General features: G+C 65.4%; 16 protein-coding genes. 5 read left to right on the top strand and 11 right to left on the bottom strand.

Features of this window, described 5'->3' with window-relative positions; all coding sequences use genetic code 11:
* Window position 1: 1 nt before the first annotated feature.
* The 8 genes from GGD61_RS27340 to GGD61_RS27375 all read right to left on the bottom strand — a co-directional run bounded on the left by GGD61_RS27340 (window position 2) and on the right by GGD61_RS27375 (window position 8,032).
* Window positions 2–889 (bottom strand): YicC/YloC family endoribonuclease, encoded by an 888-nt coding sequence (locus tag GGD61_RS27340; RefSeq protein WP_018317568.1) that lies wholly within the window; start codon window positions 887–889, stop codon window positions 2–4.
* Between the two features lie 114 nt (window positions 890–1,003).
* Entirely contained in the window at window positions 1,004–2,278 is a 1,275-nt protein-coding gene (mltG, locus tag GGD61_RS27345; protein WP_018317569.1) for an endolytic transglycosylase MltG, read from the bottom strand.
* A gap of 125 nt (window positions 2,279–2,403) precedes the next feature.
* The gene (gene fabF, locus GGD61_RS27350; protein WP_092252899.1) at window positions 2,404–3,669 is read right to left on the bottom strand and encodes a beta-ketoacyl-ACP synthase II; all 1,266 of its coding nucleotides are present in this window, start codon (window positions 3,667–3,669) and stop codon (window positions 2,404–2,406) included.
* A 108-nt stretch (window positions 3,670–3,777) separates the two neighbouring features.
* Window positions 3,778–4,017, bottom strand: a complete 240-nt coding sequence (locus GGD61_RS27355) for an acyl carrier protein (RefSeq protein ID WP_008130699.1) — start codon at window positions 4,015–4,017, stop codon at window positions 3,778–3,780.
* 313 nt (window positions 4,018–4,330) lie between these two features.
* Window positions 4,331–5,068, bottom strand: a complete 738-nt coding sequence (gene fabG / locus GGD61_RS27360) for a 3-oxoacyl-[acyl-carrier-protein] reductase (protein ID WP_027557576.1) — start codon at window positions 5,066–5,068, stop codon at window positions 4,331–4,333.
* Between the two features lie 97 nt (window positions 5,069–5,165).
* Complete coding sequence (gene fabD, locus GGD61_RS27365) at window positions 5,166–6,125, bottom strand: ACP S-malonyltransferase (RefSeq protein ID WP_026201874.1); 960 nt, start codon at window positions 6,123–6,125, stop codon at window positions 5,166–5,168.
* Between the two features lie 173 nt (window positions 6,126–6,298).
* Window positions 6,299–7,324 carry a fatty acid desaturase family protein gene (locus GGD61_RS27370; RefSeq protein ID WP_183231595.1) on the bottom strand — a complete coding sequence of 342 codons (1,026 nt, stop codon included), beginning with the start codon at window positions 7,322–7,324 and terminating at the stop codon, window positions 6,299–6,301.
* A 3-nt stretch (window positions 7,325–7,327) separates the two neighbouring features.
* On the bottom strand, window positions 7,328–8,032 hold the full coding sequence (locus GGD61_RS27375) for a TetR/AcrR family transcriptional regulator C-terminal domain-containing protein (protein ID WP_092253091.1): 705 nt from the start codon (window positions 8,030–8,032) through the stop codon (window positions 7,328–7,330).
* A 336-nt stretch (window positions 8,033–8,368) separates the two neighbouring features.
* On the opposite strand from GGD61_RS27375, the gene rpsF reads away from it, so the two are divergent.
* From rpsF to rplI, 4 genes are all read left to right on the top strand, one after another.
* Window positions 8,369–8,872 carry a 30S ribosomal protein S6 gene (gene rpsF, locus GGD61_RS27380; protein WP_026201876.1) on the top strand — a complete coding sequence of 168 codons (504 nt, stop codon included), beginning with the start codon at window positions 8,369–8,371 and terminating at the stop codon, window positions 8,870–8,872.
* Window positions 8,873–8,877: 5 nt separating this feature from the next.
* Window positions 8,878–9,117 (top strand): 30S ribosomal protein S18, encoded by a 240-nt coding sequence (gene rpsR, locus GGD61_RS27385; protein WP_007592020.1) that lies wholly within the window; start codon window positions 8,878–8,880, stop codon window positions 9,115–9,117.
* A 131-nt stretch (window positions 9,118–9,248) separates the two neighbouring features.
* Window positions 9,249–10,235, top strand: a complete 987-nt coding sequence (locus GGD61_RS27390) for a hypothetical protein (RefSeq protein WP_092252820.1) — start codon at window positions 9,249–9,251, stop codon at window positions 10,233–10,235.
* Between the two features lie 50 nt (window positions 10,236–10,285).
* A complete protein-coding gene (rplI, locus tag GGD61_RS27395; protein WP_018317577.1) occupies window positions 10,286–10,885 on the top strand; it encodes a 50S ribosomal protein L9 in 600 nt (199 codons plus the stop codon).
* Window positions 10,886–10,986: 101 nt separating this feature from the next.
* On the opposite strand, the gene GGD61_RS27400 is transcribed toward rplI, so the two are convergent.
* The 3 genes from GGD61_RS27400 to GGD61_RS27410 form a co-directional block, all read right to left on the bottom strand.
* Entirely contained in the window at window positions 10,987–11,469 is a 483-nt protein-coding gene (locus GGD61_RS27400; protein WP_092252818.1) for a PaaI family thioesterase, read from the bottom strand.
* Between the two features lie 11 nt (window positions 11,470–11,480).
* A complete protein-coding gene (locus GGD61_RS27405; RefSeq protein ID WP_092252816.1) occupies window positions 11,481–12,077 on the bottom strand; it encodes a TetR/AcrR family transcriptional regulator in 597 nt (198 codons plus the stop codon).
* Window positions 12,078–12,185: 108 nt separating this feature from the next.
* The gene (locus GGD61_RS27410) at window positions 12,186–13,157 is read right to left on the bottom strand and encodes a hypothetical protein (RefSeq protein ID WP_177236931.1); all 972 of its coding nucleotides are present in this window, start codon (window positions 13,155–13,157) and stop codon (window positions 12,186–12,188) included.
* 278 nt (window positions 13,158–13,435) lie between these two features.
* Between GGD61_RS27410 and GGD61_RS27415 the strand changes: the two genes are divergently transcribed.
* Complete coding sequence (locus GGD61_RS27415) at window positions 13,436–14,686, top strand: cyclopropane-fatty-acyl-phospholipid synthase family protein (protein ID WP_177236930.1); 1,251 nt, start codon at window positions 13,436–13,438, stop codon at window positions 14,684–14,686.
* Window positions 14,687–14,904 lie beyond the last annotated feature (218 nt).

Genomic DNA, 14,904 nt, shown 5'->3' on the forward strand with positions numbered 1-14,904 from the left:
ATCACTCCAGATTCTGGACCTGCTCGCGGAACTGCTCGACCACGTTCTTCATGGCGAGGCCCGTATTGGTCAGCTCGATGTCGTTCGACTTCGAGCAGCAGGTGTTGACCTCGCGGTGAAACTCCTGCGCCAGGAAGTCGAGCTTGCGGCCGATCGGGCCGCCCTTGCCGATCAGCTCGCGCGCCTGCGCGATGTGGGAAGCAATGCGGTCGAGCTCCTCGCGGATGTCGGCCCTGGTGGCGATCAGAATCGCCTCCTGCATCAGGCGGTCGGAATCGAAACGGTCAGAGGTGTCGAGCAGGCTCGCGATCTGCTCGGCGAGCCTCGCCTTGATCGCCTCCGGCTTGCGCCCCGGTGCGACTTCGGCTTTCTTCGCGAGTTGCTCGACCTCGTCGACCCGCTGGGTCAGGATCTGCCCGAGCGAAGTGCCCTCGCGCTTGCGCATCTCGACGAGATCGGCGAGCGCCTTGTCGAAGGCTTCGGCTGCGGCAGCGCGCGCGGCCTTGTCCTCCTCCTCGTCGCCCTCGGGCTCGGCAACCTCGACGACGCCCTTGATGGCGAGCAGGCCGTCGATGCTCGGGGCCACCGCATCGACCTTGCCGGCGATGACGGCGGCGGCCTTGAGCACGGCGTTGAGCACGTCCTCGTTGACGCGAACGGTGGCCGCAGCGTTGGCGCGCTTGACGGTGAGATTGGCATAGACGGTGCCGCGCGACAGCAGCTCGCCGGCGCGTTTCTTGGCGTGGGCCTCGAGCTCGTCAAACCCCTGCGGCAGCCGCACCCTGAGGTCAAAGCCCTTGGCGTTGACCGACTTCAATTCCCATTCGAACGTATACGGCCCGCTTGCGCCGTGGCATCTCGCAAAGCCGGTCATGGACGACAGCGCCATCAGGTCAAATTCTCCAGAAACACGGGATTCGCGAGGCATCAAGCCACGCGAATCTTAAGACTATTTTGCAGGAAAGTGGAATCCGCAAAGCCGGCGAGCAGGTCTGCAACGCGCCTAGCGCTGGACCACCGGCGGCGAGGGTTGCACCGCGCCCTGCCGCGCCGGTGCTGGAGCTGCGGGGCGCGCCGCCGGCGGCTTTTTCTGCTGGTTGGGCCGGGCCGGCGTGGTCGCCGTCGGCGTATCGGCGGCTCCGGGCGCGACGGCAGCGGGCGGTGGCGCATCCTCGGCCGGCTCCACCGTGTCGTTCTGGATCTGCTTTTCCATGGCGCGGAGCTTGGCGACGTTCTTCTGATGCGCGTCGTAAGTCTCGGTGAAGGCGTGCCCGCCGGTGCCGTCGGCGACGAAATAGAGGTCGCGGGTGCGGGCCGGGTTGGCGGCGGCCTCCAGCGAGGCGCGGCCGGGATTGGAGATCGGGCCCGGCGGCAGGCCCTCGATCACATAGGTGTTGTAGGGCGATGGCTGCGTGATCTCGCTGCGCTTGATCGGCCGGCCCAGCGTGCCCTTGCCGCCGACGAGGCCGTAGATGATGGTCGGATCGGACTGCAGCTTGATCCGCTGCTTCAGGCGGTTGACGAACACCGCGGCGACGCGGCTGCGCTCGTCGGGCTTGCCGGTTTCTTTCTCGACAATGGAAGCCAGCGTCACCAGCTGCTCCGGCGACTTGACCGGAATGTCCTGATTGCGGCGTTCCCAGATCTCGGCGAGCACGCGCTTGTGCGCCTGCTGCATGCGCTGGACCACCTGCTCGCGCGGGGTGCCGCGCGGGAATTTGTAGGTCTCGGGCAGCAACGTGCCCTCGCGCGGCAGCTCGCGCACGCTGCCGGTGAAGATGTCGTTGTCGGACAGGCGCGCCACGATCTGCTCGGAGGTGAGCCCTTCCGGAATCGTGACGGCGTGCTGCACCACCTTGCCCTCGACGATGGTGGCGATGACGTCGCGGAGCGAGGCGTTCTTCTGGAACGAATATTCACCCGGCTTGAGGTCCGAGCTCGCCTTCAACGCGGCAACGCTGGCGATGAACACCCACGGGTTGATGTCGGTCACGCCTTCCCGGTTCAGCGTCTCGGCGATGTCGCGCTTGCCCGCGCGCTGGGGAATGTTGACGATCTTGTCATCCTTGAGCGGCCCGGGCGCCTCGAGCACCTGCCGGCCGTAATAATAGACGCCGCCGGCGCCGAGCATGGCGATCAGCAGGAGGGTGATGATGGCGTTGCCGACGATCACGAAGGGATTGCGCGCACGGTCCGATCGCTTCGGCGGCGGCGGGACCTGCTCGGGCTCGAGCGCTGCCCGCGGACTCCGGGGCGAAATGGGCGGCCTTTCACTCATCGAAACAACCTGAATCCTGCCGGTTCAATCGCGGCCCGACAATCGCTTGCCCTGCCAAATGCACGCGCCCACTTCCATGACTATCGCCGAATACGGCAAAACGGTGGATTCGGCTCAAACTTAAACTAACTGGCGAGGCGCCGCACGATCACCGACGCATTGGTACCGCCAAAACCAAACGAGTTCGACAAGGCGACGTTGACCTCTCGCTTCTTCGCCGTATGCGGCACGAGATCGATCGCAGTCTCCACCGACGGATTGTCGAGGTTGATCGTCGGCGGCACGACATTATCGCGAATCGCGAGAATGGCGAAAATCGCCTCGATCGCACCCGCCGCACCCAGGAGATGGCCCGTCGACGATTTGGTCGAGGACATCGCAACCTTGGAGGCAGCATTGCCGAGCAGACGCTCGACGGCACCGAGCTCGATCTCGTCGCCGAGCGGCGTCGAGGTGCCGTGCGCGTTGATGTAGTCGAGATCGGAGGCGGTGAGGCCAGCGCGCTTGAGCGCGGCCGACATACTGCGGAAGCCGCCATCGCCATCGGGCGACGGCGAGGTAATGTGATAGGCATCACCCGAAAGACCGTAACCGATCACCTCGGCGTAGATCCTGGCGCCACGGCGCCGGGCGTGCTCGAGCTCTTCCAGCACGAGGACGCCGGCGCCCTCGCCCATCACGAAACCGTCGCGGTCCTTGTCGTAGGGACGCGAGGCCTTTTCGGGTGTCTCGTTGAAACCGGTCGACAGCGCGCGCGCGGCGTTGAAGCCGGCAATGCCGATGCGGCTGATCGGCGATTCGGCGCCGCCGGCGACCATCACGTCGGCGTCGCCCAGCGCGATCAGGCGGGCGGCATCGCCGACGGCGTGCGCACCGGTCGAGCAGGCCGTGACCACCGAATGGTTCGGCCCCTTCAGCCCGTGCGCGATCGAGACGTAGCCGGAAGCCAGGTTGATCAGGCGGCCCGGAATGAAGAACGGCGACACCCGGCGCGGTCCGCGCTCCTTGAGCAGGATCGCGGTCTCGGCAATGCCGTTGAGGCCGCCGATGCCCGATCCGATCATGGTGCCGGTCGCGCATTTGTCCTCTTCGGTCTCGGGATGCCAGTTGGCATCGTCGAGCGCCTGGCCGGCGGCGGCCATGCCGAAGATGATGAAGTCGTCGACCTTGCGCTGGTCCTTCGGCTCCATCCACTTGTCGGGATTGAAGGTATCGTTGCTGCCGTCGCCGCGCACGACCGTGCAGGCGTATTTGGTCTGAAGATCGGAGACATCGAAGCTCTCGATCCTGCGCGCACCACTCTCGCCGTTGAGGATGCGCTTCCAGGTTGGCTCGACGCCGCAGCCGAGTGGCGACACCATGCCGAGACCAGTGACGACAACCCGCCTCATATCCGAAAACTCCGCATCGAAAGATTCACGGCCAATAACAAGAAACCGGCTGACCGCTGGGAAGCGGCCCGTCCGGTTTCAATGTTGTCCCCGCGAAAATGAAGAGCCTTAGCTCTTCGCGTTCTTCTCGAGAAACTTCGTGGCGTCGCCGACGGTGAGAATCGTTTCCGCAGCGTCGTCCGGAATCTCGCAACCGAATTCTTCTTCGAACGCCATCACCAGCTCGACGGTGTCCAGACTGTCGGCGCCGAGGTCGTCGATGAAGCTCGCGGCGTCGACAACCTTCTCGGGTTCAACACCAAGGTGTTCGACCACGATCTTCTTAACCCGTTCGCCAATGTCACTCATTGCATAACCTCGTGTTGTTCCCTGTAGACCCGACCCCCCGGGACGATACGAGCCGTCGTGGTCGTGTTACTTGCCTTCGCTTACGAACTTTGATTTGGCCCCATCCTAACCGATACAGGGCCCGGCGAACGACGGCCAAGGCTCCGCATCGCCAATATACAGGGTTTCAAAAACCTGCAATGGCGTTCTTTGCCCATCCGTTGAGCGTCCGGTTATCATACTTCAACTGCCTTGACTATAAGCCTCATTTCCCTCCGGAAACGGCCGTTTGCCGCATCCGCACAGCCCATGTGGGCAGTGCGGAACGAGCGCTTCAGATCATGGCCATGCCGCCGTTGACGTGAATGGTCTGGCCGGTGACGTAGGCTGCTTCGTTCGAACTCAGGTAGACGGCGGCCGCCGCGATATCCTCGGGCGTCCCCAGGCGGGCGGCCGGAACCTTGGTCAGAATCGTTTCGCGCTGCTTGTCGTTGAGCGCATCGGTCATCGGCGTCTTGATGAAGCCCGGTGCGATGCAGTTGGCGGTGACGCCGCGCTTGGCGTATTCGGCACCAAGCGTCTTGATCATGCCGATCAGGCCCGCTTTCGACGCCGTGTAATTGCCCTGCCCGGGATTGCCGGTGACGCCGACCACCGAGGTGATGGCGATGATGCGGCCGAAGCGCTTGCGCATCATCAGCTTGGTGGCGGCGCGCGCCAGCCGGAAGGTCGCGGTTAGATTGACGTTGATGACCTCCTCCCAATCCTCGTCACGGAGCTGCACGAAGAGATTGTCGCGGGTGATACCGGCATTGGCGATGAGGATGTCGACCTGGCCCATTGCCGCTTCCGCAGCGGGCACCAGCGCCTCGACCTCGTCGGCTTTGGAGAGATTGCAGGGCAGCACATGGGTGCGCTCGCCGAGCTTGCCGGCAAGCTCGTCCAGCACCTCCTTGCGCGTTCCTGATATCGCAACGGTCGCGCCCTGCGCGTGCAGCGCCTGCGCGATCGCGCCGCCGATACCGCCGGTCGCGCCGGTGACGAGCGCCTTTTTGCCAGTCAGATCGAACATCGAAAACTCCTCCAAAGCACGATCCGGAAAAGTGCGCAGCGGTTTTCCGAAGATCGTGCGTAAACTGAAAAACTCAAGCGCGACGAGAAATCGCGCTTTAGCCCTGCTTGGCAGCGGCCAATGCATCCTTGGCGGCGGCAATGTCGTTCGGGCCACCGACCGAAACGCCGACGGCGCCGTCCGCGATGCGCTTGACGAGACCGGATAGCACCTTGCCGGCGCCGATCTCGAAGAACCGGGTGACGCCCTGCCCCGCCATATAGGCAACCGACTCGCGCCAGCGCACGGTGCCGGTGACCTGCTCGACCAGGCGGCGACGGATCTCGTCGGGATCGGTGATGGCGCTCGCCAGCACGTTCGACACCAGCGGCGAAGCCGGGGCCTTGATCGTGACCTTCGACAGCGCTTCGGCCATGGCGTCGGCAGCGGGCTGCATCAGCTTGCAATGGAACGGGGCGGACACCGGCAGCAGCATCGCGCGCTTGGCGCCCTTGGTCTTGGCGATCTCGACGGCGCGATCGACCGCGGCCTTGTCGCCCGAGACGACAACCTGCCCGCCGCCATTGTCGTTGGCGGCCTGGCAGACCTGCCCCTGCGCCGCCTCCTTGGCGACCTCCATGGCGGCCTCGTAGTCGAGACCGAGCAGTGCGGCCATCGCGCCCGCGCCGACCGGAACGGCCTTTTGCATTGCGAGACCGCGGGTGCGAAGCAGGCGGGCGGTATCCGAGACCGTCAGACTGCCGGCCGCCGCCAGCGCCGAATATTCACCGAGCGAGTGGCCGGCGACGAAGGCCGCATCTCGTCCCACGGAAAATCCAGCCTCAGCCTCCAGCACGCGCAGGGTGGCGACGGACACCGCCATCAGCGCCGGCTGGGCGTTTTCGGTGAGCTGGAGGGTTTCGGCCGGACCATCCCAGATGATCGCCGTCAGCTTCTCCCCGAGCGCGGCATCGACCTCGTCGAACACGGCGCGCGCCACCGGAAAGGCATCGGCCAGGGCCTTGCCCATGCCGACCGCCTGGGAACCCTGCCCAGGAAATGTGAATGCAGCCGTCATCGGCGCTCCCTGCTTGTCGGACACGATCCCCGCGAGAACCGGCAGCCGATTACGCACGGCGTTAGGCCATGGTTCCGGATCGTGCTCCAAAGGGGGCCGTAGACACTGTCCGGGGCCGGACTGTCAAGCCGAGATGGGAACTTCGAGCAGCACTCAACTGGGGATGCGCCCCCTCAAAACCCACCGGCGGTCTGGTTGGCGTCGACCTCCGCTCCGGCCTGCGCACGGCGCGCGCTGCTCGCCAACTGCCCCGGCCGATCCTCCCTGTCAGGCTTTGCCGTCGCCAGCCGCAACACCGCCGCGTAGTTTGGCTGCACCTCCATGCGGCCGGCATGCCGGCTCTCACTCAGCAGGCGATGGACCTTCGGCAGATTGTAACAGGGCACGTAGAACAGCAGATGATGCTCGAGGTGATAATTGACGTAGTACGGCGCGATGAACAAGCGCTCGAGAACATTGGCATGCGTGGTGCGGGTGTTGCACAGGGGATCGCTGCTGTCGGGGACGACGGCATGCTCTGCAATGTTGCGGATGCGGGTGATGACCATCATCCAGGTCAGGAGCGGCACCAGCCAGAGCAGCGGATAGGCCCACCATATGCCGGCCGCCGCGAGCGCGGCGAACATCGCGGCGTTGAGCAGGCATTGCGGACCTAGCTTGTCCCAGAAATGCGCCAGACGCTGCCGCCACGGCCAGTCCTTCGGACCGAGCGCATTGAGCAGCTGCGCCTTGCGCTGCTGGTAGCCGGTCTGCCCGGTGATATCGCGAATGAACTTGCGGCGATAGCTCAGCTTCGTAATCGGAAACGGTGCCGACAGCACGAGATCGGGATCATCCTCCTGCTGCGTGCGCGCATGGTGCTGCAGGTGGTAACGCCGGTAGCTGCGCGTCTCCGCAAACAGCGGATAGGCACAGAGCCACTGGCTCAGGGCCAGATTGGTTTTCTCGTCGGCGGACAGGCAGCCATGTGCGCCATCATGCATCAGGATCGCAAGGCCCAGTTGGCGCGAGCCGATGATTGCAACGGCAAGGACATAGGTGACCGGATTGGGCCACCACGCGACCAGGGCGATCGCGCCAATGATCAGCGCCCAGGCGTGCACGATCAGAGCAACACCTTTCCAGGTCACACGCTCTCGCACGTCGGCAAGCTGGTCGTCGGTCAGGAAATCGCGGGCACGCATGCGAAGAGCGGTCATGGCCTAGCCTTCCTCGTTCGAATTGCTTGATGCCTCGCGGCCCTCGACAAGACGCAGGCGCGCTGCGTCATCAGATTTCGCTTGCTCGCCCAGCACGCGCAGCATCTCGGCACAGAGCGCCTCGGGCGAACGGCCCATGGCGTAGCCTTCGAGAATGACGCCGATAGCGACGGCCCAGAACCGCCGCGAGCTTTCGTCGGGCGCGCGCAGGGAGCGCCAGCCGTGCCGCGCCACCTGGCTCGCATAGGCGCGCGCGCCTTCGCCGTGCAGGCGCTCGATCGTGCGCTCGACGAGCGGTGCAAGATCCTGGCGGCGCCGCGTCAATGTCAGCGCCTCGGCGAAGAAAGCCACCGAATCGCTCGCCGTCACGGTCTCCGCCAGCGCATGCGTGTATTCCCGTGGCGTGCGCGCCTTCAGCGCCGCCTGCTCGGTCGCACGCGCCAGATACAAGAGGTCGCGGCAGGCGCATTCGACGAACAGCGCCTCCTTGGTGCGGAAGTAGTAGGTGATCTGGCTTGGGAAGGCGTCCGCGGCGGCCGCGATGTCGGTGATCGCCGTGCCCGACAGCCCGCGCTCCCGGAACAGCGGACTTGCTGCATCCAGCAGCAGCGAGCGCATCTTGCGGCCGGCCGACCGTGTGGCCCGCGCAGCGTGCTTCGGATCACCCGCCGACGCCTCAAGCGGAGCCTGGACCGATTCACCCGCCATCAGCACCTCCCGATCCATTATTTGTATGACATACAAACAAATAGGTCAAGCTGGTACGGGAGGGTGGTTTGGACGCGCCTGTCAGCACCGTCTGGCCGAAAACGAGGCGCTCCAACCTTGCCAAGTCAGCCAAAATCCGTATAAGGCGCGCATCCGCAGACCCCGGCCGGGAGCTGAACGGACGGTCTCAGCAAGTCATTCGTGATTTTGGTGTGGCAGGGCCAGTCGGCCCGTCGTCCCGTGTTTCCGCCTTCTGAGCTTAATCCCAGAGTCCTTTCCGAAGGCCTCTTAAGGGCTTGACGCCGGGCGATGCGCCAACATGAGGAAAGGACCACCATGGCTCTTTATGAGCATGTCTTTCTCGCGCGTCAGGACGCGAGCACGCAGCAGGTCGAAGAGCTGACTGCGCAGATGACCGGTATCGTCGAGGGTCTCGGCGGCAAGGTCACCAAGACCGAGAATTGGGGCGTACGCTCCCTCACCTACCGCATGAACAAGAACCGCAAGGCGCACTTCGTGCTGCTCAACATCGACGCGCCGTCCGCGGCGATCGCCGAGATCGAGCGCCAGGAGCGCATCAGCGAAGACGTGATCCGCTATCTCAGCGTCCGCGTCGAGGAACTCGAGGAGGGCCCGTCCGCGATGATGCGCAAGGCCGACCGTGACCGCGAGCGTGACGATCGTGGCGGCGGCTTCCGCGGCGAGCGTGAAGGCGGCTTCCGCGGTGACCGCGAGGGTGGTTTCCGTGGTGGCGATCGTGAAGGCGGTGGCTTCCGTGGCGACCGCGGCCCGCGCCGTCCACGCGAAGAAGCTGAAACCACCACGACGGATGGGGAGTAAGAACAATGGCTGAAGCTGGTGCACGCCGCCCGTTTTTCCGTCGTCGCAAGAGCTGCCCGTTCACGGGCGCCAATGCTCCCAAGATCGACTACAAGGACTCCAAGCTCTTGATGCGTTACGTCTCCGAGCGCGGCAAGATCGTGCCGAGCCGCATCACCGCGGTGTCTGCGAAGAAGCAGCGTGAGCTCGCCCGCGCCATCAAGCGCGCGCGGTTCCTGGGCCTGTTGCCCTACGTCATTCGCTGATACGACCAATTCGACCGGCGGCGCCAAGCCGCCGGTCGCGACTTTTCTGAACTCATAAGGCTTCCGGATCGTCCGGTCGCCGATGGTTGGGGCGAGATGCCTCTAACCGCTCGAAGGGAGCGGGACAGCTGATGATGGCCTTTGTGCTGATAGCCTTGATCGCCGGCGCTGCGTCGGCCCTGATGTTCGCCTCGATCATTTCGGGCGCGCTGATCTCGCTCGTCCTGTTCTATCTCGCACCGCTGCCGCTGATGGTCGCCGCGATCGGCTGGGGACCGCTTTGCGCAAGCCTCGGCGGCATCGCTGCTGCGATCGGCCTCGGTGCCCTGTTCGGCCTGCCCTATTGCATCGCATTCGCCCTCACCGTCGCGCTGCCGGCGTGGTGGCTCGGCCATCTCGTGCTGCTCAGCCGTCCTGTGGGAAAGGTTGCCGTGGGACATGTCGCGCCTGACGCCACCGCGCCCGCCGAGCCCGAGCTCGAATGGTATCCGGTCGGCCGCATCCTGCTTTGGCTCGCGGGCTTCGCCACGCTGACCACGCTCGCCGCCCTGCTCACGCTCGGGACCGACGCCGAGACCATCATCGGTACGCTCAGACGCGGCCTGATGCGCCTGCTCCGGGCCACCGACCCGCAAAGCTCCGGCGAAGCCGGACAGTTCGTCGACGCGCTGGTGCGGATCGCACCAGCCGGGGCCACCATCATCGCGATGATGACGCTGACCCTCAACCTCTGGCTCAGCGCCAAGGTCACGGCGACGTCGGGCCGGTTGCGACGCCCGTGGCCGGATATGAGGACGGCCGAGCTGCCGCCGATGACGCTGGTGGCGCTGTGCATCGCACTCGCCTTCTGCTTCACCGGCGGGCTGCTCGCGATCGTCGCCCAGATCACCGCGGCCGCGCTCATGATGGGCTATGCGGTAACCGGCTTTGCCGTGCTGCATACGCTCACGCTGGCACTGAAGAGCCGCACCTTCTGGCTCGGCTCGGCCTATGCCGCCGTGGTCGTGTTCGGATGGCCCGTGATCGCGATGGTGATCCTCGGCCTTGCGGATGCCGTGTTCGGCTTCCGCGAACGCTTCCTGCGCAGCCGGCAACCGCCGCCGCTGCCGACCCCTTGAGTTCAACCCGAAACCGAAACCTTACAGAGCACTTCAAAAGGAGAACGAATATGGAAGTCATTTTGCTGGAACGCGTCAACAAGCTCGGCCAGATGGGCGAAGTCGTGAAGGTTCGCGACGGCTATGCCCGCAATTTCCTGCTCAAGCGCGGCAAGGCGTTGCGCGCCACCGCCGACAACCGTGCCAAGTATGACGGCATGAAGGCCGAGCTCGAGGCCCGCAACCTCGCCTCGAAGGGCGAAGCTGCCAAGGTCGCCGAGAAGATCGAAGGCAAGAACATCATCGTGATCCGTCAGGCCTCGGAAGCCGGCCAGCTGTTCGGCTCGGTCAACGTGCGTGACATCGTCATCGCGTTCGAGGCCGATGGCGTTTCGCTCGCCCGCCCGCAGATCCAGCTCGACGCGCCGATCAAGACCATCGGCAAGCACGCGATCACCGTCGCCGTCCACCCCGAGGTCGAGGTCGAGATCACAGTGACGGTCGCGCGCAGCCAGGACGAGGCCGAACGCATCAACCGCGGCGAGGACATCTCGACCCGCAACGAGGACCGCGACGCAGCCGCCGAGGCGATCGCCGCCGCCGGCGAGTTCTTCGATCCGGAAGCCGAGCACGACGACGTCGCGCCGGCGCCGGCCGCGGAAGAGAAGTAAGCGGCTCAACTCGTCATTCCGGGATGGTCCGAAGGACCAGACCCGGAATCTCGAGATTCCGGGTCTGGCGCTTGCGCCCCATCCCGGAATGACGGGCACGATTAAGGCCCGGTCGCCTCAGGCGGCCGGGCTTTCGTTTTGGCGGCGACGTCCTCGCTCAACATCGCGATCGAGGCCAGCGCCGTTGCCGTGTGCTTCTCGACACCGCCGCTGACACAGAACACGTCGGCCGCAACCACCGACACCTGGCGGCCCGGCTTGATCACCCGGGCACGGCAGATCAGCTTCTCGCCGACCGCGGGCGACAGCAGGTTGAGCTTGTATTCCGCCGTCAGCGCCGGCTGGCCGCGCGAGGTCGCGGCTGCGATCGTCGTGGCGTTGTCGACCAGGAAGGCGGTGACGCCGCCGTGGAAGAAGCCGTGCTGCTGCAGCAGCTCCGGCCGGCGGTCCACGGCGATCGTGCAGGTGCCGCGCGACAATTCCGAGAGCTCGGCGCCGACCAGGTTCATAAAACCCTGCCGGCCGACATTGGCATGGATGTGCTCGGCGATCGGTCCAAATTCAGGATCTGCGTCGTTGCGCATGCAGCCTCTCCTTATTGTTTGTTGATGCGATCGGGCGGGACCAGCGCGCGGACTGCGCAGGCGATCAGCGTATCGGCCTCGACGCGCGGATCGGCGCGGTCGCGTCCCGACAGGAACGCACGGCAGAAGATCTGCGCGGGACCGATGAGCTGGCTGACGAACATCACCGGCGTCATCGGCAAGAGTTCGCCATTTGCAACCAGCGGCGCGCGCCAGCGCTCGATGCCATCGGCGAGCCGCGCATTCTGAGCGCGTTGGGCGTCGCGAACCTCCTCGCCCCACTCGCTCCGCGAAATCTCGAACAGGTAGCGCGCCTCGCGCCGGCTGGTCACAACCCAGTCGAGATGGGCCCGGATCAGCCGATCGATGCCCTGCTTCGCATCGGGCGCGGGATCGAGCGCCGCCAGCACCGCGGCGTGATAGTGCCGCAAGACCTCAAGAAACAGCGCACCGGCAAGCTCCTTCTTCGAGCCGAAGGCGTGAAAGAAGCTGCCATTGGAGGCGCGCGCCCGGGTGCGGATCGCGGCCACGGTCGCGGCTTCGAAGCCGACGCGGTCGAACACGATCAGCCCGGCTGCCAACAGGTCGTCCCGCACGCTCGCCGTCATCGAGACTTCCTCCTAGAGCAATACTCTAGAGCAATACTCTAGGCGTGGTCAACAATGCGGAGGCCGCGATGAAGGCGGCCTCCGCATGTCGATCAAAAAATAGCTGGCTTAGCGCGAGATAGGCGGCGTTGGCGGACCGGACTGCTCGGCCGGCGCAGCAGGTGGGGCTGCAGCGGTCGCGGGCGGTGCGGGCTGCGGCTTGGCCGCCGGTTCGGAGCTGGCCGCAGGCGCGGCCGGCTTGGGAGCAGCCTCTTCCGCCGGCTTGGGTGCGGCTGGCTCGGCAGGCTTTGCAGCCGGCGTTACCGCCGGGACCGGATCGGGCCGCAGCGCCGGAGCGTCACTGCCGCGGGGCTCGACCCTGGCGCTATCGGGCCTCGTCTCAACGGGCTTCTCGGATGCCTTGCCGCTGTCGGGCTTGGCCTCGTCGCGACCGGGCTCGACCTTCGCCGCGTCGGGCTTGGACTCAGGCTTGGATTCGGACTTGGATTCAGGCTTGGGCTCGCTCTTCTTCTCGTCAGTGGCTGGCGCGGCGGCATCGATCTTCGGCGCCTCCTCGGTGCCGGGCTTGGCGCGGCGCTTGCTCTTGCGTCCCTCGGGCGCAGCTTGTCCCTCGGGCTTCGTGCCCTCCTCGGCCGGCCGCGCAGCGCGCTTCTGGCGCGCACCCTCGGCTGCGGGAGCAACAGCCTCGCCGTCCGGCCTGGCCGCGTCCTGGGCGCGCGGGCGGCGGCCCTGATGCTCGGGATTGGTGCTCGCGTCCTTCTCCCTGGCGCCGTCCTTCTTGCCGTCCTTGGCCTGGTAGCGGGTGTCGGTGGCACCGTTGGAGACGAGATAGGAGGCGAGGATGCCCGCCATGTCCGAGCTCGTGGTGTAGTGCTGGCGCAGGAAGCCCGGCAGCGAGCCCGGCGCGACGGACTTCAGAAGTCCGCGCGGGCTCTTGTGGCACGCATTGCAGGTCTGCGCGAACAGCTGGGACGGGGTTTTGCCGGCCTCGAGATTGGTCACCTGCGCAAAAACGGCATCGGCCGCGCCGAAGCCGATCAGAAGCAATACCGTCGCGAGGCTGAGCGCTCGGCTCGACATTCCCATCATCTCCATTGAATTCCGAGAGGTGCAGCCGGCGTCCGGCGCGGCGCGGTCACCTTTTATCCGATTGAGCCACGAATGGAAGCAGGCACCACGCGCAAGGATGTGATTAAGCGGTTTGCGAATATCGGCTGTGAACTCAGCGCATTAGCGTAGCCGATCCTGCCTCCCCAAATTTGGATGCAAGCGCATAGGAACCGCCGCGTCACCTGGGCGTCAGAAGTGAAGGCCGGGTTAGTCGCATCCCTTCGGGTTCGCTCGAGAGGAAGGTGTCGATGGACCTCTTGTTGCGTAGATTTCTGTCTCAATTCATCCGCCGCGGCACGATGACGGTGACCGGCTCGCGCGGATCGAAGTTCACCGTCGGCGACGCCACTGGCGAGCCGGTCGCGGTGCGCTTCGTCACCGCGGAGGCGGAGCGGAAGATCCTCGTTAATCCCGAGCTCGGGCTTGGCGAGGCCTATATGGACGGCGAGTTCGTCGTCGAGCGCGGCACCATAGCTGATGCCCTCGCGATCCTGCTCGATCAACCCGACCTATTGCCGCAGTGGGCAAAACCCTGGTGGCGCCTGCGCTATCTGACGCGGCATCTGAAGCAATTCAATCCGCGCTCGCGCTCCCGCCACAACGTCGCGCATCATTATGATCTCGATGCCCGGCTCTATTCGCTCTTCCTGGACGCTGACAAGCAATATAGCTGCGCCTATTTCGAGACGCAGGACGCGACGCTCGACGACGCGCAGCTCGCCAAGAAACGGCACATCGCCGCAAAGCTGCTGGTCAGGCCCGGCCAGCGCGTCCTCGACATCGGCTCGGGCTGGGGCGGGCTCGGGCTCTATCTCGCCGAGATCGCCGGCGCCGACGTCACCGGCGTGACGCTGTCGAGCGAGCAGTTGCAGCTCGCCAACGCGCGCGCGGCCGAAAAGCGCCTGACCGGCTCGGCCAGATTCCTGCTCCAGGACTATCGCGACGTCGAAGGCCCGTTCGACCGCATCGTCTCGGTCGGCATGCTCGAGCATGTCGGCGCCCGCTTCTACGACACCTACTTCCAACGCTGCGCCGAGCTGTTGAGCGAAAACGGCATCATGCTGCTACACGCGATCGGCCGTTCGCAGGGCCCGGACTCGACCAATCCCTGGATCGCCAAATACATCTTCCCCGGCGGCTACATCCCGGCGCTGTCGGAGGTGCTGCCGGCGATCGAGCGCGCCGGCCTCCTGGTCTGCGATATCGAGATCCTGCGCCTGCATTACGCGGAAACGCTGAAGGCCTGGCGGGAACGTTTCATGGCGCGGCGCGAGGAGGCCGTGCAGCTCTACGACGAGCGCTTCGCACTGATGTGGGAATTCTATCTGGCGGCCTGCGAGATGACGTTCCGCAAGCAGGCCATGATGAACTTCCAGATCCAGCTCACCCGGCGCCAGGGCGTGGTGCCGATGACCCGCGACTACATGCCGCGTGAAGAAGCCCGGCTGCGAGCTCGCGAACGCACGAGCAAGCCCAGGCTGAAATTGGCTGGTGAATAGATCCTAGTCTGGTGAATAGATCCTAGTGACGCAGGGTCGAAAGTTGGGAGGAGCGGAAACTGGCCGTTAACGCCAGTTGCGCCCTCAGCGCGACCAGGATTTCCGGGGCGACCGGCTGGCGACGTATTTCCGGCCGTTCCGCGTGCTCCATGGCCGCAATCAGCCCTGAGAGCCAAAGCCGGCTACCTGCCTCGCTCCGCCAAATCTGGTGCTGCCGT

The sequence above is a fragment of the Bradyrhizobium sp. SBR1B genome, from assembly GCF_014198205.1.
Lineage (GTDB): Bacteria > Pseudomonadota > Alphaproteobacteria > Rhizobiales > Xanthobacteraceae > Bradyrhizobium.

What these genes read in the sequence shown, in the direction of transcription:
- fabG (WP_027557576.1), bottom strand. Translation starts at nt 5,068, where the DNA reads ATGTTCGATCTGACTGGCAAAAAGGCGCTCGTCACCGGCGCGACCGGC.
- GGD61_RS27405 (WP_092252816.1), bottom strand. Translation starts at nt 12,077, where the DNA reads ATGACGGCGAGCGTGCGGGACGACCTGTTGGCAGCCGGGCTGATCGTG.
- GGD61_RS27340 (WP_018317568.1), bottom strand. Translation starts at nt 889, where the DNA reads ATGGCGCTGTCGTCCATGACCGGCTTTGCGAGATGCCACGGCGCAAGC.
- GGD61_RS27370 (WP_183231595.1), bottom strand. Translation starts at nt 7,324, where the DNA reads ATGACCGCTCTTCGCATGCGTGCCCGCGATTTCCTGACCGACGACCAG.
- rpsF (WP_026201876.1), top strand. Translation starts at nt 8,369, where the DNA reads ATGGCTCTTTATGAGCATGTCTTTCTCGCGCGTCAGGACGCGAGCACG.
- GGD61_RS27375 (WP_092253091.1), bottom strand. Translation starts at nt 8,032, where the DNA reads ATGGCGGGTGAATCGGTCCAGGCTCCGCTTGAGGCGTCGGCGGGTGAT.
- fabF (WP_092252899.1), bottom strand. Translation starts at nt 3,669, where the DNA reads ATGAGGCGGGTTGTCGTCACTGGTCTCGGCATGGTGTCGCCACTCGGC.
- fabD (WP_026201874.1), bottom strand. Translation starts at nt 6,125, where the DNA reads ATGACGGCTGCATTCACATTTCCTGGGCAGGGTTCCCAGGCGGTCGGC.
- GGD61_RS27355 (WP_008130699.1), bottom strand. Translation starts at nt 4,017, where the DNA reads ATGAGTGACATTGGCGAACGGGTTAAGAAGATCGTGGTCGAACACCTT.
- rpsR (WP_007592020.1), top strand. Translation starts at nt 8,878, where the DNA reads ATGGCTGAAGCTGGTGCACGCCGCCCGTTTTTCCGTCGTCGCAAGAGC.
- rplI (WP_018317577.1), top strand. Translation starts at nt 10,286, where the DNA reads ATGGAAGTCATTTTGCTGGAACGCGTCAACAAGCTCGGCCAGATGGGC.
- GGD61_RS27400 (WP_092252818.1), bottom strand. Translation starts at nt 11,469, where the DNA reads ATGCGCAACGACGCAGATCCTGAATTTGGACCGATCGCCGAGCACATC.
- mltG (WP_018317569.1), bottom strand. Translation starts at nt 2,278, where the DNA reads ATGAGTGAAAGGCCGCCCATTTCGCCCCGGAGTCCGCGGGCAGCGCTC.
- GGD61_RS27410 (WP_177236931.1), bottom strand. Translation starts at nt 13,157, where the DNA reads ATGTCGAGCCGAGCGCTCAGCCTCGCGACGGTATTGCTTCTGATCGGC.
- GGD61_RS27390 (WP_092252820.1), top strand. Translation starts at nt 9,249, where the DNA reads ATGATGGCCTTTGTGCTGATAGCCTTGATCGCCGGCGCTGCGTCGGCC.
- GGD61_RS27415 (WP_177236930.1), top strand. Translation starts at nt 13,436, where the DNA reads ATGGACCTCTTGTTGCGTAGATTTCTGTCTCAATTCATCCGCCGCGGC.